Origin of the sequence: Conexibacter sp. CPCC 205762 (assembly GCF_030646155.1) — a bacterium.
Classification (GTDB): Bacteria; Actinomycetota; Thermoleophilia; order Solirubrobacterales; family Solirubrobacteraceae; genus Conexibacter.
The window spans coordinates 37,015-56,470 of the sequence record NZ_JAUTDN010000024.1; the positions used below are offsets into that span (position 1 = coordinate 37,015).

The 19,456-nt window shown below is 71.1% G+C and carries 13 protein-coding genes and 1 pseudogene; 8 read left to right on the forward strand and 6 right to left on the reverse strand.

The window, feature by feature from the left end; all coding sequences use genetic code 11:
• Positions 1 to 30: 30 nt before the first annotated feature.
• Together Q7L73_RS17855 and Q7L73_RS17860 are read right to left on the reverse strand one after the other, a co-directional pair.
• On the reverse strand, positions 31 to 1,341 hold the full coding sequence (locus Q7L73_RS17855) for a hydantoinase/carbamoylase family amidase (protein ID WP_304691086.1): 1,311 nt from the start codon (positions 1,339 to 1,341) through the stop codon (positions 31 to 33).
• Positions 1,331 to 2,353: a dimethylarginine dimethylaminohydrolase family protein gene (locus Q7L73_RS17860; protein WP_304691087.1), complete on the reverse strand. Its 1,023-nt coding sequence runs from the start codon at positions 2,351 to 2,353 to the stop codon at positions 1,331 to 1,333. The genes Q7L73_RS17855 and Q7L73_RS17860 overlap by 11 nt, the downstream gene beginning before the upstream one ends.
• A 217-nt stretch (positions 2,354 to 2,570) precedes the next feature.
• Here Q7L73_RS17860 and Q7L73_RS17865 point away from each other — a divergent pair, with 217 nt between their 5' ends.
• From Q7L73_RS17865 to Q7L73_RS17885, 5 genes are all read left to right on the forward strand, one after another.
• The gene (locus Q7L73_RS17865) at positions 2,571 to 3,953 is read left to right on the forward strand and encodes an FAD-binding oxidoreductase (RefSeq protein ID WP_304691088.1); all 1,383 of its coding nucleotides are present in this window, start codon (positions 2,571 to 2,573) and stop codon (positions 3,951 to 3,953) included.
• A 34-nt stretch (positions 3,954 to 3,987) separates the two neighbouring features.
• Complete coding sequence (locus tag Q7L73_RS17870; protein ID WP_304691089.1) at positions 3,988 to 5,850, forward strand: hydantoinase B/oxoprolinase family protein; 1,863 nt, start codon at positions 3,988 to 3,990, stop codon at positions 5,848 to 5,850.
• Positions 5,851 to 5,880: 30 nt separating this feature from the next.
• A complete protein-coding gene (locus Q7L73_RS17875; protein WP_304691090.1) occupies positions 5,881 to 7,956 on the forward strand; it encodes a hydantoinase/oxoprolinase family protein in 2,076 nt (691 codons plus the stop codon).
• Between the two features lie 613 nt (positions 7,957 to 8,569).
• A complete protein-coding gene (locus Q7L73_RS17880; RefSeq protein ID WP_304691091.1) occupies positions 8,570 to 8,824 on the forward strand; it encodes a hypothetical protein in 255 nt (84 codons plus the stop codon).
• A gap of 514 nt (positions 8,825 to 9,338) precedes the next feature.
• On the forward strand, positions 9,339 to 12,728 hold the full coding sequence (locus Q7L73_RS17885; RefSeq protein ID WP_304691092.1) for an HtaA domain-containing protein: 3,390 nt from the start codon (positions 9,339 to 9,341) through the stop codon (positions 12,726 to 12,728).
• Positions 12,729 to 12,955: 227 nt separating this feature from the next.
• Here Q7L73_RS17885 and Q7L73_RS28780 read toward each other — a convergent pair.
• Both Q7L73_RS28780 and Q7L73_RS17890 read right to left on the reverse strand, forming a co-directional pair.
• A pseudogene (locus Q7L73_RS28780) lies at positions 12,956 to 13,078 on the reverse strand (hypothetical protein); the annotation flags it as partial.
• Complete coding sequence (locus tag Q7L73_RS17890; protein WP_304691093.1) at positions 13,057 to 13,371, reverse strand: hypothetical protein; 315 nt, start codon at positions 13,369 to 13,371, stop codon at positions 13,057 to 13,059. The gene Q7L73_RS17890 and the pseudogene Q7L73_RS28780, both read right to left, overlap by 22 nt.
• Positions 13,372 to 13,821: 450 nt before the next feature.
• Between Q7L73_RS17890 and Q7L73_RS17895 the strand changes: the two genes are divergently transcribed.
• Genes Q7L73_RS17895 through Q7L73_RS17905 form a run of 3 tightly spaced genes read left to right on the forward strand, consistent with a single transcriptional unit; the run spans position 13,822 to position 18,751 of the window.
• Positions 13,822 to 15,192 carry a tyrosine-type recombinase/integrase gene (locus tag Q7L73_RS17895; RefSeq protein ID WP_304691094.1) on the forward strand — a complete coding sequence of 457 codons (1,371 nt, stop codon included), beginning with the start codon at positions 13,822 to 13,824 and terminating at the stop codon, positions 15,190 to 15,192.
• Between the two features lie 9 nt (positions 15,193 to 15,201).
• Positions 15,202 to 17,634 carry a DUF2254 family protein gene (locus tag Q7L73_RS17900; RefSeq protein WP_304691095.1) on the forward strand — a complete coding sequence of 811 codons (2,433 nt, stop codon included), beginning with the start codon at positions 15,202 to 15,204 and terminating at the stop codon, positions 17,632 to 17,634.
• Positions 17,627 to 18,751, forward strand: a complete 1,125-nt coding sequence (locus tag Q7L73_RS17905; RefSeq protein ID WP_304691096.1) for a hypothetical protein — start codon at positions 17,627 to 17,629, stop codon at positions 18,749 to 18,751. The genes Q7L73_RS17900 and Q7L73_RS17905 overlap by 8 nt, the downstream gene beginning before the upstream one ends.
• On the opposite strand, the gene Q7L73_RS28785 is transcribed toward Q7L73_RS17905, so the two are convergent.
• Positions 18,748 to 18,963 (reverse strand): helix-turn-helix domain-containing protein, encoded by a 216-nt coding sequence (locus Q7L73_RS28785; protein WP_370552399.1) that lies wholly within the window; start codon positions 18,961 to 18,963, stop codon positions 18,748 to 18,750. The two genes, Q7L73_RS17905 and Q7L73_RS28785, sit on opposite strands and share 4 nt — an antisense overlap.
• Positions 18,964 to 18,984: 21 nt before the next feature.
• Complete coding sequence (locus Q7L73_RS17910) at positions 18,985 to 19,434, reverse strand: hypothetical protein (protein WP_304691097.1); 450 nt, start codon at positions 19,432 to 19,434, stop codon at positions 18,985 to 18,987.
• Between the last annotated feature and the right edge of the window lie 22 nt (positions 19,435 to 19,456).

The following is a 19,456-nucleotide window of genomic DNA, read 5'->3' on the forward strand; positions in this document are numbered from 1 at the left end:
GGCGGCGGCGCGCGCCGCCGCCCGCGCGCGTCAGCGCGGCTCGACGATGCGCGCGGCGGCTGACACGGCCGCGGCGTAGGCGCCGAGGGCGGCGACGAGGTCGTCCTCGGCGCTGTCCTCGATGCGGTTGTGGCTGATCCCGCCGATGCTGCGCACGAACAGCATCGCCGCCGGCACGCCGGCGCGGGCGACGGCGACGGAGTCGTGCAGCGCGCCGGAGACGAGCGCGCGGGAGCCGGCATCGCTCGTGCCAGCCGCGCCGCTATCTGCGCCAGCCGCGCCGCTATCTGCGTCAGCCGCGCCGCGGTCTGCGGCGACCGCCGCCTCCAACGCCGCCACCAGCCGCGCGTCGAACGCGACGGCGGGCGTCGCCCACAGCGGCGCGACCTCGACCTCGACGCGCTCGTCGGCGGCGATCTCGCGCGCGGCCCGCTCGACCGCCGCGCGCAGCGCGAGCAGCTCCTGCTGGCGCTCGTGGCGCAGGTCGACGAGCAGCTCGGCACGGCCGGCGACGGCTGTCACGATCCCCGGCTCCAGGCGCAGCGCGCCCGCGGTCGCGAGGCCTCCGGCGGTCGCGGCCGCGTCGCGTGCGGCGAGCGCCAGGCGGGCCGCGGCGGCGCCGGCGTCGCGGCGCAGCGGCAGCGGCGTCGTCCCGGCGTGGGCGGCCTGACCGGCGAAGACCACGCGCAGCCGCTCGACGCCGACCGCGCCGCGCGGCACACCGAGCGCTCGCCCAGCCGCTTCCAGCACCGGCCCCTGCTCGATGTGCAGCTCCAGCAGCGCGTCGACCTGCGCGAGCCGCTCGGAGGCCTCCGGCATCGCCGCCACCGCCACGCCGTGCGCGGCCGCGACGTCGGCGAAGCGCGCGCCGTCGGCGTCGCGCAGCTCGGCGACGGCCGCGGCGTCGAGCAGCCCGCAGGCGGCGGACGAGCCGAGCAGGCTGTGGCCGAAGCGCGCGCCCTCCTCGTCGGCCCAGTCGACGAGCGCCAGCGTCGCCTCGCGCCAGCCCTGCTCCGCGGCGCTGCGCACGACCTCCAGCGCGGCGACGACGCCGAGCGCGCCGTCGAGCCAGCCGCCGTCGGGGACCGAGTCGAGGTGCGAGCCGAGCGCCAGCGTCGGCGTGCCCGGATGGCCGGGCAGCAGCGCCCAGCCGTTGGCGGCGGCGTCGTGCTCGACCGCGACCCCGCAGGCGGCCAGGCGCTCGCGCAGCCACGCGCGCGCGGCCAGCCAGGTCGGCGTCCAGGCGACGCGCTGGGCGCCGCCCGCGTCGGAGGTCAGCGCCGCCAGCTCGCGCAGGTCGGCGACCATGCGCCGGCCGTCGACGCGCAGCTCAGGCGTCATCGCGCAGCAGCTCCATCGTCGAGCAGTGGATCCCGCCGCCGTTGCGGTGGACCTCGTCGAAGGGGATCGTCAGCACCTCGATCCCGCGCTCGCGCAGCAGCTCCGCGGTCCGCGGAGCGGCGGTCGAGGTCAGCACGCGGCCGGGCGAGAGCGTCAGCAGGTTGAGCGCCCACGGCTCCTGCGGGTGCGCCCAGATCAGCTCGATCCCGAGCGCGCGCAGATCCTCCATGAAGGTGTACGGCAGCCCCTCGGCGTTCACCAGCGCGCGGTCGCGGTCGACCATCGCGAAGTGGATGTCGAGGTGGACGACGAAGCCCGGCAGGTCGACGACCATCAGCTCCCAGCTGATCCGCGCCAGCGTCGCGCGCAGCTGCTCGGCGCCCTCGCGGTTGCAGCGAACGGACGTGCCGAGCGCCGCGAGGCCGGGGCGCAGCTTCATGAACGAGCCGCCCTCCAGCGTGGCGCTGCCGACCGTCGTCGCGAGGATCGGCAGGCCCAGCGCGGCGACCGTGCGCGTGACGTCGGCCTCCTCCCCGCGGCGCATCCGCGGCGCGAGCCGGCCGATGATCGCGCCGCCGCGGACGGTCACGAGCGGGTCGCGGACGTAGCCGGCCTTCGTGAACGGGAACGGCAGCGGCTCGGCGACGTGGACCTCGACGCCCTCGGCTCGCAGCGTCGCGACGAGCCCGGCGTGCTCGGCGTGGAAGCCTGCGAGGTCGGGCGCCGCGCCGCCGGTGAAGTACCAGTTGCCGTCCGGGTCCACCAGCGCGTCCAGCTCGGGCCGGTAGTGCTGCGGCGCGATCGCCTCCAGCGCCGGGCCGGGCGCGCGCACGAGCACCTTGCGCAGGCGGCCGACCTCGTCGGAGGCGCCCCAGCGCTCGCCCCACACCTGCGCCAGCTCACCCGGGTCCTCGAACGGCGGCTCGGGCGCGGGCGGCGTCAGCAGCTGGTGCGAGCCCGGCGGCGGCGCCGCGTAGCCGTCGAGTGCGTCGAGCCCGAGTGCTCCTGACATCTGTCCGTCCTTCCGGGGTTTCCGAGGGGGTGAGCCGAGTCGCACGCTACGCGCGCGGGTGCGCGCCCAGCCACTGCGGATCGTCCAAAGTCGCATGCGCCGTTTCGTGCGCTGCCAGGTGGCGCGCGCCGTTCGGTCGATCCTCCGACGAACGGCGCGCGCTTTCGGGCTCCGTCCAGTTGGGCTGCGCCACGGCGTCGGCGATGCTCTCAATCCCATGGACCCGATCACCGCCTCCACCTTCGGCCGTCGCTTCCGCGGCGAGGTCGTGCTGCCGGGCGACGCCGGCTACGACGCCGCGCGCGCCGTCTACAACGTGCGCGCCGACCTGCGGCCGGCCGTCGTCGCGCGCTGCCGCGGCGCCGCCGACGTCGCGACGGCGCTGCGGGTCGCCGCCGACCGCGGGCTGGAGCTGGCGGTGCGCGGCGGCGGGCGTCACGTCGCCGGCTACGGCTCGGTCGACGGCGGCCTCGTGATCGACCTCGGCCCTGCCGACGGCGTCCACGTCGACCCTCGCGCCGGCGTGATCCGCTTCGGGCCGGGCGCGCGCAACCGCGACCTGCTGGTCGAGGCCGAGCCGCACGGGCTGGCGCCGGTGACCGGCGTCGTCGGCCACGTCGGCGCGGCCGGCCTGACGCTCGGCGGCGGGATCGGCTGGCTCAGCCCGCGCCACGGCTTCGCCTCCGACAACGTGATCGCGCTCGACCTGATCAGCATCGACGGCGAGCGGCTGCGCGTCAGCGCCGACCACGAGCCGGAGCTGTTCTGGGCGATGCGGGGCGCCGGCGCCAACTTCGGCGTCGTGACGAGCTTCGAGGTCGCCGCCCATCCGGTCCGGCGGACCGTCCTCGGCGGAGATCTCGTCTTCGCGGGCGACAAGGGGCCGGACGTGCTGCGGCGCCTGCGCGAGCTGGCGCTGACCTGCTCGACCGACCTCTACTTCTTCGCCCTCTACGGCCTCGCCGAGCCGCTGCCGGGGATCCCGGCGCAGCTGCACGGGAGACTGGTCCTGACCGTCTTCGCCGCGCATCTCGGCGAGCCCGGCCAAGCGGCCGCGGAGCTGCGCGAGCTGCGCACCGACCCGCAGCCCGACGCCGACCTGATCCGCGAGACCGGCTACGTCGACCTGCATCTCGACCAGGACGAGATCTACCCCGAGATCCGCCAGTACTGGGCGGCCGAGCACGTGCCGCTGAGCGACGCCGCGATCGACGTGATCCACGACGTCGCGCTCGCGATCGAGGACCACAGCGTGATCGACCTCTACCCGTGGTCCGGCGCGATGTGCGCCGAGCGCCCCGGAGACGGCGCCTTCGCCTGCCGCGACAGCGGCTGGGACGTCGCGACGCTCGCGCAGTGGACCGACCCCGCGCGCGACGACGCCCAGCTCGCCTGGGCCGAGCGGATCTCCAGCGGCCTGCGCGCGACCGGCGAGGTCGCCACCGGCGTCTACCCGAACATGGTCAGCCGCCTCGGAGAGGAGCGGCTGCGCGAGTACTTCGGCGCCGCGCGGTGGGCGCGGCTGGAGGCGCTCAAGCGCCGCTTCGACCCCGCCAACCGCCTCCACCGCAACGCGAACGTCCCGCCGCCGGCCGCCTGACCTCTCGATGCCCCCCACACAGCGAGAACCCACCGTGAACAGCAACGACCCGATCGAGTTCAGCATCTTCCTGAGTCGCATGCGCAACGTCGTCGACGAGATGTCGGTCACGCTCAGCCGCGCCGCGATGACGCCGATCATCGCGCTCGCGCACGACTTCTCCTGCTGCATCTACGACGTGCAGGCGCGCCAGGTCGCCGTCCACGACGCGCTGCCGATCCAGACCAGCTCGATGGACCTGCTGATCGAGGAGACCGCGACGGCCTTCGGCGCAGACATCGCGCCCGGCGACGTGATGCTCTGCAACGACCCGTACCGCGGCAACACGCACGTCGGCGACCTCGTCGTGCTGGCGCCGGTCTTCGTCGACGGGCGCCAGCTGTTCTGGTCGTGCGCCCGCGCCCACCAGCTCGACATCGGCGCGCCGCTGCCGACGACGACGACGCCGTGGGCCGCGAACGTCTGGCAGGAGGGCCTCGCCGTCCCGCCGCTGAAGATCTACGCCGCCGGCAGACGACGCGACGACGTGCTCGACCTCTACCTGCGCAACCTGCGCTGGCGCGACCTGCTCGAAGGCGACCTGATGGCGCAGCTCGGCGCCGTCTGGACCGGCTCGCGGCGGCTGGAGCAGCTCGCCGCCGACCTCGGCGCCGAGCGGATGCTGGAGCACGTCGAGCGGGCGATCGCCTACGGCCGCCGCCGCACCGCGAGCGAGATCGCCGCGATGCCGGACGGCCGCTACGAGGCCGAGGGCTGGATGGACGCCGACGGCGCCGGCCGCGTCAACGTGACCGTGAAGGCCGCCGTCGAGATCGACGGCGACGTCGTCCGCGTCGACTTCGCCGGCACCGACGGCCAGTCGGCGAGCGGCTTCAACGGCAGCCGCGCCGTCGTCGAGGCGGCCGGGCGGATCCCGCTGCTGATGGCGATCGACCCCGACATCCCGCACAACCAGGGCTGTCTCGACGCGGTCACGGTCGCGGCCGAGCGCGGCAGCCTCGCGCAGGCGTCGTACCCGGCCTCGACCGGCGGCGCGACGACCTGGCCCGGCGACGTGCTGCAGGACGTCGTCTGGCGCGCGCTCGTGCAGGCCGTCCCGGAGCGGGTGCGGGCCGGCACGGCGCGCTGGAACAACGCGCCGGAGCTGTACGGCGCTGGCGGCGAGGAGGCGGAGCCGTGGGGCCTCGTGCTGCTCAACGGCGGCGGCGGGGGCGGCGCCGCGGCGGGCACCGACGGCTGGCCGCTGATCACCTCGCCGGCGGCCGAGGGCGGCCTCAAGGTCGCCTCGGTCGAGGAGACCGAGCTGCTGCATCCGCTCGTCTTCGTCGAGTGGGAGGTCGAGCCGGACTCGATGGGCGCCGGCGAGTGGAGCGGCGGCCCCGGCATCCGCCTGACGTTCCGCCCGACCGACGATGCGATCGACCTCTTCAACCCGTCCGACGGGCTCGACAACCCGCCGCACGGCGTGCTCGGCGGGAGCGCCGGCGCGCAGGGCGGCTCCTACGTCACCGAGCCCGACGGCACGCGCACCTTCTATGCCTCCGTCTACATGACGAAGCTGCTGCCCTCCCAGCAGTGGACATCGCTCTCCAGCGGCGGGGGCGGCTACGGCGACCCGCTGCGGCGCGACGCCGCCCAGGTCGCCGCGGACGTCCGCGACGGGCTCGTGACGCGAGCGCGGGCGGAGGCGCTGCACGGCGTCGTGCTGACCGCCGGCGGCGCGCTCGACGCCGCCGCGACGAGCGCCCGGCGCGCCGCGCTCGCCGCCGCCCGGCCCGATGGCTGGGACGCGGTCGTGCCGGCCTGCGCGGCGACCGAGACGTGGGCCGACCGCACCGCCGCGCCCGAGGACCGGGTCGTGCGCGACGGCGCGACCGTCGAGACCCTGCTGGCCTGACCACCACCTCTTCTCTGACCTAGGACGAACATGGCACTGCGCATCGGCGTCGACATCGGCGGCACCTTCACCGACCTCACCGTCGTCGACGACGGCGGTCGCACGCTGCTGGTGTGGAAGGAGGACACGACCCACGGCCGCTACGCGGAGGCGATCAGAACCGGCCTGGGCGCGATCGCGGCCGAGCTGGGTCGCTCGCTGCGGGAGCTGCTGGAGGACGTCGGCGTCTTCGTACACGGCTCGACGATCGCGACGAACATGCTGATCGAGCGCAACGGGCCGCAGGTCGGCCTCGTCGCGACCGAGGGCTTCCGCGACGTCCTCTACTTCCGCGATGCCTTCAAGGCCGACCGCTACAACATCCACCTGCGGCGGCCGGCGCCGGTCGTCGACCGCCACCTGCGGGTCGGCGTGCGCGAGCGGGTCCTGCGCGACGGCACGGTCGAGACCGCGCTCGACGAGGGCAGCGTCCGCGCCGCGGGCGCGACGCTGCTCGCGGCCGGCGTCGAGGCGGTTGCGGTGTCGCTGCTGTGGGCGCACGTCAACCCCGCGCACGAGCGGCGCGTGCGGACGCTGCTGGCGGAGCAGCTGCCGGCGGTCCCGATCCTGCTCTCCAGCGACGTGCTGCCCGAGCACGGCGAGTGGGTCCGCACCTCCGCGACGGCGCTGTCGGCCTACGTCTACCCGGCGACGGCGACCTACCTGCGCGAGCTGGAGCGCTGGCTGGCCGAGCAGGGGCTGCGCTCCGACCTGCTCGTGATGCAGATCAACGGCGGCTGCGCGAACGTCGAGCAGTGTCTGAAGGTTCCGGTCGCGCTGACCCACTCGGGGCCGGCGGCGGCGCCGGTCGCCGCACGCCACACGGCGCGCCGCGTCGCGCAGGCGCTGGCGCGCGAGGTGATCACGATCGACATGGGCGGGACCTCGTTCGACGTGACGCTGATGCAGCGCGGACGGGTGCCGCTGGCGCGCGGGCTGGAGATCGACCACCAGCCGATCGGCGTCCCCGGCGTCGACCTGCACTCGATCGGCTCCGGCGGCGGCTCGCTCGCGTGGGTCGACTCGGGCGGCGCGCTGCGCGTCGGCCCCGACTCGGCTGGCTCGACTCCGGGGCCGGCGGCGTACGGCAACGGCGGCGTCCACCCGACCGTCACCGACGCCAACCTCGTGCTCGGCTACCTGCCGGAGGCGCTGCTGGGCGGGCGCAAGGCGCTCTCGCGGACACTGTCGGAGGAGGCCCTGGCGCGTGACGTCGCCGAGCCGCTCGGGCTGTCGGTGACGCAGGCGGCCTTCGGCGTGCTGCGCGTCGTCGAGGAGGACATGGCGGGCGCGATGCGTGCCGTCTCGGTCGAGCGCGGGATCGACCCGCGCGCCTTCCTGCTCGTCGCCGGCGGCGGCGCCGGGCCGCTGCACGCCGCGCGCCTCGCGCGTCACCTGGAGATGCGCCAGGTGCTGCTGCCGGCCGAGGCGGGCGGGCTGTCGTCGTTCGGCATGACCGTCACCGACGTCCGCCACGACTACTCGTTCGCGCTCCACACGAAGACTGGCGCGTTCCTGCGCGAGCAGGTGGAGGCAGGGTACGCGGAGCTGGTCGAGCGCGCCCGCGCCGACCTGCTGGCAAGCGGCCTTGATCCCGACGCGACCCGCTTCGAGCGCTCGGTCGACGCTCGCTACGAGGGCCAGGTCCACACGCTGATGACGGCCGTCCCGGACACCGACCTGGAGGAGCGCGCGCTCGCGACGCTGCGGTCGAGCTTCGACGCCGCCCACGCGGCCCGCTTCTCCTACGACATGAGAGACCGGCCGGTCGAGTTCCTGCAATGGCGGATGTCGGCGATCACGCCCCGCCGCACCGACGTGCGCGAGACCTTCGACGACCTCCCGACGGCCGACGCCGAGCCGGCCCGCCGCGGCTTCCGCAGCGCGATCTTCGACCTCGGCGACGGCGCCGTCGAGACGCCCGTCTTCGACGCTGCGGCGCTCGCGGCCGGCACGATCGTCGCCGGCCCGGCGATCCTCGACAGCGAGACCTCGACGATCATCGTCCCGCCCGGCGACAGCCTGCGCGCCGACGGCAACCGGAACTTCCTGCTCACGGTCGGCTGAGGCCGCTTTCGCCAGCCTTCTGACGGGCCGGCACTCGGCGCTCACACGCACGAGCGCTGCGCCGCTGCTGGCGAGCGCGAGGCGGCTGGCGACGGAGGCAGTGTCGCTGACGACGGCGGTCGTCGTCTCGTTGATCGGCGATCGACATTGCCGCCTCCCTTCGGGAAGGTCGGACACCGGCCGGTCATTCGCGCACCGCCGGGCCACCTGTTTTCGGGGTCGGCACCGTAGCGCGGCCGTCGAGCCGAATCGACCGATTCCCCCGTGATCGGCCCCGATCTGACCGGCAAAAGGCACTAGTGCCTTATCTCGGCGACCTCCTGGGTGCGATCAAGCAGCTCTCCGGCGGCAGAAATGTGCGATTTGCAGGAAGATCCGACGGCCACTGCGTGGCTGGGCGTGCCGTCGATTACCGCGGATTCACGGGGATTGCCATGGTTTCGGGCACTCGGCGGCGCGAGTGCCCGACCGGCGGAAGCTGGCGGCGGGCGCCGCCGGATTCGGCCTTCATGGCGCCCTCGCGCGGGGCTGGCGTGGGCCCCGAGCTCGCGGCGCGCGTCGAGGCGCTGCCGGTTACCGTGCCGGCATGCGCGGTCCGGTCAGAGGTTGGGAGATGCCGCTGGACAAACTCGTGGAGCTGCCTGCCGAGACGCTGGCGTTCGAGAACGTGATCGACTCGGCGGGGGCGTCGCGGCCGGACCCGGTCGCCTTCTGTCGATCGCAGTACCGGCGAAACGAGCCGCAGGCGGCGCTCGCGCTCGCCGAGGCTCTCGCGGCACTCGAGCGATTCGGCCTTCTGCTCGATCCGACGAAGGGCCGAAGCCCGACGGCCGGTTCGGCGGCGGTGGCTGCCACCAGTCTTCGATGATCGCGTCCACGGTCGTCTCAAGCGCGGCAGCGGCGCGGAGCATGTCCCTGAGGTGCGGGTTGCGTCAGCGCGGGTCGTTGACTTCCCAGCGGCGGATCGTGCGCAGCGAAATGTCGGTGCGGTGCGACAGCTCCTGATGGCTGTTGCACCGTCCCGGTCCGCACAGAGGGAGATCCGCGGAGGCGGCGGCAGCTGAGGAGCGGCGGGCTACCGCTACCAACGACCTACCGCTCCTGCTTTGGGAGCAGGAGGTGTTCGCGGACCGTTCACCAGTCGGTGTGCTGATCGTCGTACTCGTCGCCCGCGACCGACATCAGCAGCGCGATCATCGTGCCGCCCGCGCGTTCGAGCCGATCGCCGTCGCTCGGCGGGAGGACCTGAGCGGATCGCGAGGTGTAAGGTCTACCTAACTTCTCCTGATCAGCGGCCGTGCTGGAGAAGGTAGGGGCGCCCCGCGCATCCGCGCGATGTCGCCGACCGGGGGCCGCCGTTCATCTTGGAAGGTGCATTCGACGTGAAGAGCCTGCTCGCTCGCACGGTGGCGTTCGTCGTCCTCGTGCTGGTGCTCCTCGTTCCCGGTCAGGCCGCCCACGCGGCCGACCCCGTTGCGATCACGGAAGGCGCAGGGCTCGACTGGGGGCTGAAGAGGTCGTGGCGCAACTACATCACCGCGGCGGGGACGACGCTGACCGACGGCGCGACCCAGAACCCTGACGGCACCTTCCACTTCCCGCTCGTGAGCGGCAGCTTCGACACGGTCACGAGAGCGACGGTCGTGCAGTTCGGCGGCACCGCGCAGTTCCTCGGACACTGCGAGCCGACGCCGTTCGAGCGGCCGTGCCAGCTCGACCTGACCATGTCGGCGCCCCGCGTGGAGATCACCGAGGACCACGTCGCGCTGTTCGTGAAGATGTCGAGCAAGCCGATCAGCGGCGGCGACATCGTCGACTACCCCGACATCGAGCTGGCCTCGCTCGACGTCGAGCAGGTCGCGCCGACGGTCACCGGCGGCACGACGAGCTGGAGAGAGATCCCGGCGATCATGACGGCGGCGGGCGCGGCCGTCTTCAGCTATCCGGTCGGCACCGTGCTCGACACGCTCTCGTTCGGCTACAGGGGCCCCGGCGGCAAGCCCGTCGGCGAGACCTGGACGGAGCCGGGCGCGCCGCTGTACGAGCCGGCCGCCGTGGCGGCGGCGCCGGCCAACCTGATGCAGAGCCAGCCCGGCCGCAACGCCAACGAGCTGGTCGCGTCGCTCTACCAGGACGCCAACAGCGTCGCCGTGCTCGACCGCGACACGCTCGCGCCGAGGGCGCTGCTGCCGGCGGTCAGCGGCCGCCTGGTCGAGCCGGTGTCGATCGCGACCGATCCTGCCAGCGGCGCGATCTTCTTCGGCACCTCGATCAACGACAGATCGAAGGGCCTGCATGCCTACGCCTACGACGGCGCCGCGCTGACGGGTGGCATGCTCGACGGCTCCAGGGTCGACGCGACGACCGACACCGGCGCGGGCGTCTGGGACGCCCAGAACGGCCGCTACCTCGTCGTCCGCGGCTACGCGGCCAGGCAGGAGCTGTGGCAGATCAGGAGAGACGGGCTCGGGGTCTGGCAGGCGAGCGCGATCGGCGTGATCAAGGGCATCAACGGGCAGCCGGTCACCGGCCTCTTCCGCTCGCTGGCGTTCGCGCCGGGCGGCGGCCCCGGCCTGCCGGACGTGCTCGTCGCCGCCAACAGCTACGGCGGCCAGCTCAAGCGGCTGTGGGTCGACGCCGACAGCGTGCTGGCCGAGGACCTGCCGCAGGGCAGAGGCGCCAACGCCGTCCAGGTCCTGCGCGTCAGAGACGGCCTCTACGCGATCGACGGGGTCGGCGACGTGCGCTTCCTGCCGATCTTCGGGTTCGGGGCGTACCTCAGCCTCGATCCCGCGGGCGAGCCGGTGCGCGTGCCGTCCGGCGGGCAGAACGTCAACACCCACCGTGTCACGGTCGCGTATGACCAGAACAAGCTGTTCCTCGTCAGCCATCAGATGACGAAGGTCACCGAGCTGGTCTCCGGGACGCTGCGGCGCAGCTTCGTCGTGCCGGGTGTGTCGCTGTTCAGCTATTGGGACGACGCGCTCGTCGGCGCCTCGCGCAGCGGCGACCTGCTGGTCAGAACTCCCGGCAGAGGAGTGCGGTCGCTGACCTACCGCGCGACGGCGCCGGCCATCACTACACAGCCGGCGGACGCGGTCGTCACGCTGGCCGACGTCGCCGGCAGCGCGACCGCGACCTTCAGCGCCGTCGCGACGGCCGACCCGGCGCCGACCGTGCGCTGGCAGTGGCGCGTGCCGGGCCAGACCAGGTGGGCCGACGTCGCCGCGGGCGCCGGCGTCGAGGGTCAGGCCACGCCGACCCTGAGGGTCGCCGTCGGCGACGCCGACCGCGGCAGGCAGTACCGCGCGGTCTACGCCAACACCGGCGGCGAGCTGAGCACGCAGGCGGCGACGCTCGACGTCCAGGCGCCGCCGACGATCTCGGTCCAGCCGGTGCCGGTGGCGGCGCTGGAGGGCGACGACGCCTCCTTCACGGTGATGCCGAGCGGCAACCCCGAGCCGACCGTCACCTGGCAGCGGCTGGTCGACGGCTACTGGCAGGCGGTCGACGCCGACAGCGGCGACTTCGCCGTCGACGGCGGCTTCCTCGTCGTCCGCGACACGCGCCGTGCGATGTCCGGCAGCAGCTTCCGCGCGCGCGTCGTCAACGCCGCCGGCACGGTCTTCAGCGTCCCCGTGACGCTGCGGGTCGACCAGGCGCTGACCGCGCCGGTCACGTTCGGCGGCGGCCACGTCGACTGGGGCTTCTCCGAGCGCTGGCGCTGCTACGTCGTCGGCAACGTCGCACGCGGGCAGATCGAGCTCTCGGGCGGCGTCGAGCGGATCGGCGGCACGCTCGCGAGCGGATCGCTCTGCAGCGGCCGCAACGCCGGTTCCGAGCAGCTGCGCTTCCCTGTTCGCGGCGGCCGCTACGACCCTGCGAGCGGCAGGCTGGAGGTCGCGCTCGGCGGCTCCGTGCGCTTCTGGGGTCACGACTACCACGTGCCCGGGAACACGACGCCGCAGCTGGACACGCGCTTCTCGAACCTGCGGGTCGTCGCGGACGCGACGACCGGCACGCTCTACGCCGACGCGGTCGGCGCCACGATGGAACATCCGGAGCCCGTGACCCGCACCGGCGTCGCGCTCGTGCGCGTCGACCTCACCGGGGTGAGCCCGGCGCCGTTCGAGGGCGGGCTCGGCTGGAACAGCCTGGCGACGACGCTGACGGCGACGGGTGCCGAGGTCTTCGGCAGCTATCCGGAGGGCGAGCCGTTCGACCGGCTGGCGCTGGCGCCGAGACTCGGGGCGCCGCAGCCCGATCCCGAGCCGGGCCCCGATCCGACGCCCGACCCCTTGCCCGACCCGGGCCCCAGGCAGCCGACGCCCCCGGTGCCGACGCCGGTCCCCGGGCCGGGTCCGACGCCCACGCCCACCCCGGCACCCGCGCCGAGGGCAGCCGCAGCCACGCCGCGCGTCGTCTCCGCGGCGGCCACGACGTTGGTCGATCCGCGCCGGTTCGCGACTGTCGCGACCGTCGTCTGCCCGGCCGCCGCGTCCGGGGGCTGCCGCCTCGGCACGCCGAGACAGGCCCGTGTGACGATCGGCGGCAGGCGCTACGCGGTGCGGGTCATCGCTCCGCAGCGTGTCGCCGCAGGTCGCCGCGCGATCGTGCGCGTGCAGCTGACGAAGGCCGCCGCCAGACGACTCGCGGGCCGCCGCGCGGTCGTGCGGATCGCGCTGACGACGACCGCCGGCGGCAGGCGCACCAGCCGCACGGTGACGGTCAGGATCACGAGGGGAGCGGCGAGGGGGCGCCCGCGCGCGTGAGCGTGGCGGTCACTCCGGTTCGTGCTGGGCGAGGACGCGGCTGAGCAGGCGGGTCAGCGTCTGGCGATCCCTGGCTGACAGCGGCTCGAGCAGATCGTCCTGGACCTGTTCGAGCACGCTGTCGAGGCGGCGCAGCTGCCGGACCCGCCTCTCGTGAGGGTCACGCGGTTGCGCCGTCCGTGGTCGGGGTCGGGCGCCCGGTCGACGGAGCCCTGCCCGACCAGCTCGTTGACGGCCGCGACGACGTCGCTGCGGTCGATGCGGCACCGGCGGCCGAGCTCGACCGCGGCACGATGCCCGTCGAGGCGCTGCTGGCGAAGCTCCGCCGCTACAGACGACTGCGGAACCACACGCCCAACGGTCCGCGCAGCGACGGCGAGCCAGCGTGGCCGCGAGGCCGTCGAGGCGCGCGAGGGCCTCCTTGCTCAACCTGTCGGCGAGCTGTGCGAGGTGGACCCTCGGGCATCGTGATCTCGAAGCTCGTGCGGTCGTCGTCGGGCTCCCAGCCGAGGTCGTCGAGCAATCGCATGAACGGCTCGAAGTGACCGCGCCGCCTGCGGGCCGCAGCGAAGTCGGTGTTGGTCAGGGCGAGATAGATCGTGTCGATCTCGCCCAGCTCCGCGATGGCCGCGGCGCGCAGCACGTCGCGTTACCGAGGGCCTAGAGCCTTCGGTGCCAGGCCCCGGGGTGTCTTCAGCACCGCCGGGGCCACCTTGTGGACGGGCGGCCACGATAGCTCTGGCCGGCGCCGTCACCCAGCCCAATCGGGCCGAATCCAAGGGCATCGGCGGCAATCGGCCGGAATAAAGGCACTAGTGCCTGAAATCACCGCGAATCACTGCCGATCCACGGCGATTCCCGAAACCACGAAACCCCCGCGCTAGCAGGGGTTTCGTTGGAGTGGAGCTAGCCGGGCTCGAACCGGCGACCTCCTGGGTGAGATCCAGTTATACGTCTACTGGTTCGTCTAGGTTCGAGCGGAATAACCGGTCCATATCGCCATGTCTGAGGGCAATACGTGGGTTCGGTACCCGTAGTGGTACCCGTGAGCAGGAGCGGTACCCTCGCACAGACGGGTGGTACCCTCTGACCGGTGGCCGAGGCTCCAACACCCGCAGTGCTGGTGCGAACCGCCAAGGACGGAACGCCGTTCTTTGAGGCGAAGTGGCGTGCCGCCGGCGGCAGGCAGATCAAGCGCCGGCTCGGTAGGGCTTGGATCTCCCCGGACGGCGCTGGCGGCTGGACGCGGAGAAGAGGGCGCCCAAGAGACGGCTGGCTCGACGAGCGCACCGCCCATGCTGCCGCGGCCGAGATGGTCGCAGCCGTCTATCGCGAGCACCAGGCCGCGGTCGAAGCTGCTGCGCGAGCCGGCATCCCTACGTTCCGGAGAGTCGCGCACGAGTGGTTGGAATGGAAGCGGGACGTGAAGGGCGGCGCCCCTTCCACGCTGGCCAACGATGCGTTGCTGCTGCGCGAGCCGGGAGAGCCGTACAAGCGTGGCAGAGGCACCGTCAAGGGCCGCGTCATGGCGCGCTTCGGTGATCGGCCTCACGACGAGATCACGCCACGCGAGGTCGCGCAGTTCCTTCGCGACCTCGATAGCGAAGGGCTGTCGGCGCGCAACGTGAACGAGCATCGCTCGCTCCTCCATGCGGTCTTCACCTATGCGATGAAGCCTGACACCTACGCGCTCGCGTCCAATCCGGCCGCCGGCACGGACAAGCGCTACCAGCCGCCCCCGCCGCCGCTCGACCACTACGAGGTTGAGGAGGTCGAGGCGCTCGCGCGGGCGTGCGAGCGCGGCGAACATCGCTCGGCGATGCCGAACTACAGAGGGCGCCCTGCGTTGCTCAGCGACGACGAGCAGCAGGCCCGTCGCCTCGAGAATCACCAAGACGGCGATCTCTTCCGCGTGAAGTTCTACAGCGGCATGCGCCTCGGGGAAGTGATCGCGCTGAGGTGGCGGCACATCCATTTCCTTCCGGATCTTTCAGGCGCGGTACTCGACGTCGAAAGAGCCGTGAGCGCCGGCGTCGAGAAGCTGCCAAAGGGAAGACGCGGCCGACAGGTGCCGCTCCCGCGTCCCGGGGCCGAAGCGCTCGCCCGCCTCGGCCAGCGCGGCGACTTCACGGACCCAGACGACTACGTCTTCTGCAATCGCTTCGGAGACCGCCTCGATCCCTCAGCGATCCGCCGCCGGTACAAGCGCGCGACCGCAGCCGCCGGCCTCCGCCCGATCAAGCTTCACGGGCTGCGCCATGCGGCCGGCTCGGTGCTCGCTCGCACGCTGCCGCTCGTAACCGTGCGCGACGTGCTCGGCCACGCCGAACTGCGCACGACGAACCGCTATCTGCACAGCAAGATCGATCCGGCCGCGATCGTGGCGGTCAATGCGGCGTTTGGTGCCGAGTCAGGCCCATTCTCAGGAAAGGAAGTGCGACGCGAAGGCATCGTCGACCCCTAGTTTTCGACTATGTCTCGTCCCGCGACAGACCCCGGCGATGGTGGCAGCGAGGATGTGAGACCGCACCGAGTGCGCCGCCTCACGCGCCGGTCCCGACTGTGGTGGCGATTTCAACTACGCGCGATCCGGTTCCGGCGACCGTTTCGCTGGTTCCGGCTGCTCCGCAACCCCGAGCCGGACAGCGCCATCCCACTGAGCAGGCAGCAACTTTGGGTCGGGCGGCGACTTGGTCGAGCATATCTCGGCATCGTTGGTTGGCGAGAGCGCATTCGGATCGCGAGGGCGCGGGTTCCCGACCGCGCAAAGCCTGCCCGTACGGTTCTGACTCTCCTCGGGCCGCAACGTTGGCTTCTGTTCCAGCTGGCGTTCCTTATCGCGCTTGGATTTGCGCTGGATCTCGTCGTCCAGAGATACGGCGGGCGCATCGTCGACTGGCTCGGCGTTGAGGAATGGCTTCGGTCGACGTTCTCGTTGCCCAGCGTAGAGACTCTCCGCAACCTGCTCGCAGCCGCTGCTGGCGGCACAGCAACTGTGCTGGGTTTGATCCTGTCGATCAGCTTGATCGCCTGGCAGATGACGGCAGATCGCTACCGAAGTACAAGCATCGTCTCCTTTCTGCTGCGTGAGCGTATGAGCGCGGCTGTCGTTCGGCTGCTCGCCCTCGGATTCGCCTTCTCGCTTTGGGTACTCGCGCTCCTGGAGATCGCCGGGTACTCGCCGTACATCTCGGCTGCGATGGCGCTGTCGATTTGCACCGTCGCGGTGCTGTCGCTCATTACCTATCGCCAGGCGGGGCTGCTCGGGTACCTGCCGCACAACATTGCGATCAGCCTCCGCAGCGAAATCATCGGGGAGATCTTTCGAGCCCGACGACCGAATGCCGGACGGTCCGTCGAGGACTACAGCCGGCGGGTTATCGCGGGTGATTTGCAGATCTTCGATGAGATGCTCGGCCGTCTGTTGGAGAGCGGAGATTCCGAGGATGTGGCCGCGTGCCTCGATGAGATGCGCACCATGCTGTCGGCCTACGTGCGTCTGAAATCGGGCTTCAGTCGGCAGAGCCTTTTCTTCGAGCGCTACGACCAGCGACTTGAATCAAACGTCGGCGTCGATGTCGATGAAGCCATTCTTGCGCAGGGCCTGATGGATCCGACCACGAGCGTCGCCGATCACCTTTGGTTTGAGAGAAAGGTCCTGGCTATCGTTCGGCCGGTCCTTGTCGCCAGAGTCCTGGACGCGTCGAGAGTTGCCCAAAGCCTGATCGGACTGTGGTCGGAGTCGCTTCAGTACGCCTGGCTCCACGAGGATCCAGAAGTTGTCGACCTTATCTTCGCCGAGGCAGAAGCTGCCGGGGTGCATGCAAGGATGCGAACCGATCGCAAGGTCACCGAGCAGTTCATGACGCTGCCGTGGTTGCTCGTTGAGGCGATCGGTCGCGGTTGGCACGTGTCGGCGAAAGAGATCGTCGCTAAGGAGCCCTGGCGCCGCGATGCCGCGCTCGACAGCCTTCCCTGGGATGCCCAGGATGACGCTGCGCGGATCGGTCTGGCGATCCGCCGCGAACGAGCGATCTGCGACGAGATCATCACCCCTCGCAATCAGATGGCAGAGGAAGTTGAGGGTTGGCGCGCGCCGCGGCTGAGACGTCTGCAAGAAGAGTCGTTGCGGCGGGCGATCAACTTCTGCGACGCGCAGTTGGCGGCTGCCCTGCACGAGAGAAGCGAGCAGTCCTATGTCGTAGCCCGCATGTCGCTGCGTTGCATCCTCCGCATTGCGCACTATGGGTTCACGCTGGGCGAGATGAGAGACGTGGCTAAGAGGGTCCTCCACGTCATCGATAGATCGAGCCCCGAGAACGCAAAGGACTTGCGCGAAGACGCCGGCCGAGCGGCTCGGGTGCTTGCAGCTCAACAAGAATGGGAAGGCGCATACGCACTGTTGCGCACAGCAATGGGCGGATATGTCTTGGCTCGGTTGCGAGAGTCGGATGAGCAGCAAGCGATCAGGCTCACGTTCGATGGGCTGGTTACGGCGGCAACGGTGTATGGCTGGGCGGAGCTGCACAACCGGAGAGACCAAGTCATCGAAGTTGGTCGGACTATCGACGTGCCGTTTGCCAGAATCGATGGTCTAGCGGAGGCCGTGGAGAATCATGGGTGGATGGTCGATCTCATGCTTCCGATGGTCGTGTATTACCAGTGGATGCAGCCCCTGACGCAAGCCGTCCAAGCACTTCCGGAACGGCCGAAACCTGGCAGTCATGGATACATGCTCGAAAAGGACCATCCATCGAGCTTGATCGCACAGGCCGAACTGCTGTTTGGACCCGACGAGTGCGTAAGACATCTCGTCATGGCGGTTGCAGCTCGACGAGCAAGCGACCGGAGACGCCTGGCTGAGGTTCTTTCGCAGGTATACCTGCAAAGGATCGGCGATGCGTAAGAGAAGGGCCAGAGGCGTCTTCTACGGGCGCGATCGTTATGCGGCATTCGCACTGGGACTCGACCGCGCGATTGGTTCTTCACACGCCGATCTCGACATCTTCGTCTCGGCGCGTGGCGTTGCCGGGACTGTGGTACCCGAGATAGACGAAGGAATTCTTGGTGTCCGCGCTGACGTTCCAGCCCAGGGCGAGTACGCCTGGGATGTGCTGCTTTCGCGACGCCGTCGGCAGGGCCTTTGGAACATGCCGAACCTTGCGATGGAGCTGCGTCAGTATGTCGAACAGCTCATCGAGTTCGGCGAGATCTACTTACGACTCGAATTCCTCAGAGGCCCCACCGGCACGTACGACCTGGCGACCGTGACGTGGCTGTCTCCGGAGACGATGCTCCGTCGCCGCGGCGGCAAGGACGCCCCTTTCGAGCAGTTCGTGAGCCGGCGCGCGTTCGACGGCTCCGGTCTTACGGTCGTGGACCAGATGGCGGAGCAGATAGCGGAGATACCCGCCAACGAGATCGCGCGGCTTACATGGCCGTTCGACACGCCCGGTGGACGCTCTCCCGCGCAAGCTGCGCTGGCATTGGGCCGTGAAGCTGATCGAAGCTCTGACCGCACTCTGCGGTCGGGCCATGCGGGGGCGTTCCCGGACGAGACGTTTCTCCCTATCGCCCGCGCCAGAGCAGGGGCCTATGCCGGCGCCCTCGAAACACGACAGACGGTCTCCGCCCGGATCAAGGATCAGCTCTTCTATCCCGGGACGGATGAAGCGGAGTGGTTTCCATGGATAACGGGCATCACGGCGTACTTCGCTGCGGACCGCATCCTTCGGTCACGCATCGCGCTCTCCAATCTGCGGGAGCATTTCTTCGACCAGTTCAATACCCAAGTGATCGATCCTTGGCGGGCCCTCAATGGCTGGGACAGCGTCAAACTTGAGATTCGCGCGGACCTCTTCTCGACCTCAGATTGGGAGGACATGCGAAGTGGCCTGGTGGCTGGAGACGTCGACTTGGAAGACGTGAAGGCTGCACTTCGTCTTGAGCAAGAGTCTGCGCGTCAATACGGGCGACTCGCTGCCGTCTCGATCGCAGGGTCTGACGCGCCAACCTCCGTCTAGTCACTGCGAACCCGCAGACGATCCTCAACGTCATCACGCAGAAACCGCACGGCGCGGCCGAGTCGGGACGAAGGCAGCTCGCCGCGACGAGCCAACTCGTAGACCGTGGAGAGCGGCAGGCTGAGCACTTCAGCGACTTCTCTGGCTGTCATCACGTCGGCGCGGGTGAGACGTGGGCGGGGTGGTTCGCCGGCGGTGGAGTTAGTTGACATTTGGATCCGTCCTCTGTGCGGTTAGCGGTGGCGGCGGGAAGTGGTCTGGAGCAAGTTGGCGAAGCTCTGCAGCGAGTTGCCGAAGGCGAGTTCGATGCGTGGGTCGGCGTGCGCGCCTCTGTCGATCGCCTCGCGCCATACGGCGAGCGCGGCGGCCTGCTCGGCGATCTCCGGCAGGTCGAGCGCGTCGGCGCGGAGGTGTCTGAGTTTCTGCGGGTAGCGGTTGCGCAGTGCGTCGATCGCGGCGGCGTGGCGTTCGGGCGGGAGCCAGTCGGCCGCGCCGGTGCCGTGGCCTTCTTTGTTGCCGCAGCCGGACGCGGCGCGTCTGCGCACGACAGCCGCGAGGGAGGCGCCTCGGTCGAACAGACCGGCTCGGATGAGCCGGGCGGCGGTGGTCGCCTCCGGCTCGTTGCGCTCGGCGGCGAGGGCGGCGAGTTCGTCGCGCTCGCTGTCTCTGAGAGTCACCTGCACGCGGGCCGGGCGTCTGTGGCCG

Coding starts and splice junctions, on each gene's coding strand:
- Q7L73_RS17855 (WP_304691086.1), bottom strand. CDS start 1,341: ATGACGCCTGAGCTGCGCGTCGACGGCCGGCGCATGGTCGCCGACCTG.
- Q7L73_RS17860 (WP_304691087.1), bottom strand. CDS start 2,353: ATGTCAGGAGCACTCGGGCTCGACGCACTCGACGGCTACGCGGCGCCG.
- Q7L73_RS17865 (WP_304691088.1), top strand. CDS start 2,571: ATGGACCCGATCACCGCCTCCACCTTCGGCCGTCGCTTCCGCGGCGAG.
- Q7L73_RS17875 (WP_304691090.1), top strand. CDS start 5,881: ATGGCACTGCGCATCGGCGTCGACATCGGCGGCACCTTCACCGACCTC.
- Q7L73_RS17880 (WP_304691091.1), top strand. CDS start 8,570: ATGCCGCTGGACAAACTCGTGGAGCTGCCTGCCGAGACGCTGGCGTTC.
- Q7L73_RS17900 (WP_304691095.1), top strand. CDS start 15,202: ATGTCTCGTCCCGCGACAGACCCCGGCGATGGTGGCAGCGAGGATGTG.
- Q7L73_RS17905 (WP_304691096.1), top strand. CDS start 17,627: ATGCGTAAGAGAAGGGCCAGAGGCGTCTTCTACGGGCGCGATCGTTAT.
- Q7L73_RS28785 (WP_370552399.1), bottom strand. CDS start 18,963: ATGTCAACTAACTCCACCGCCGGCGAACCACCCCGCCCACGTCTCACC.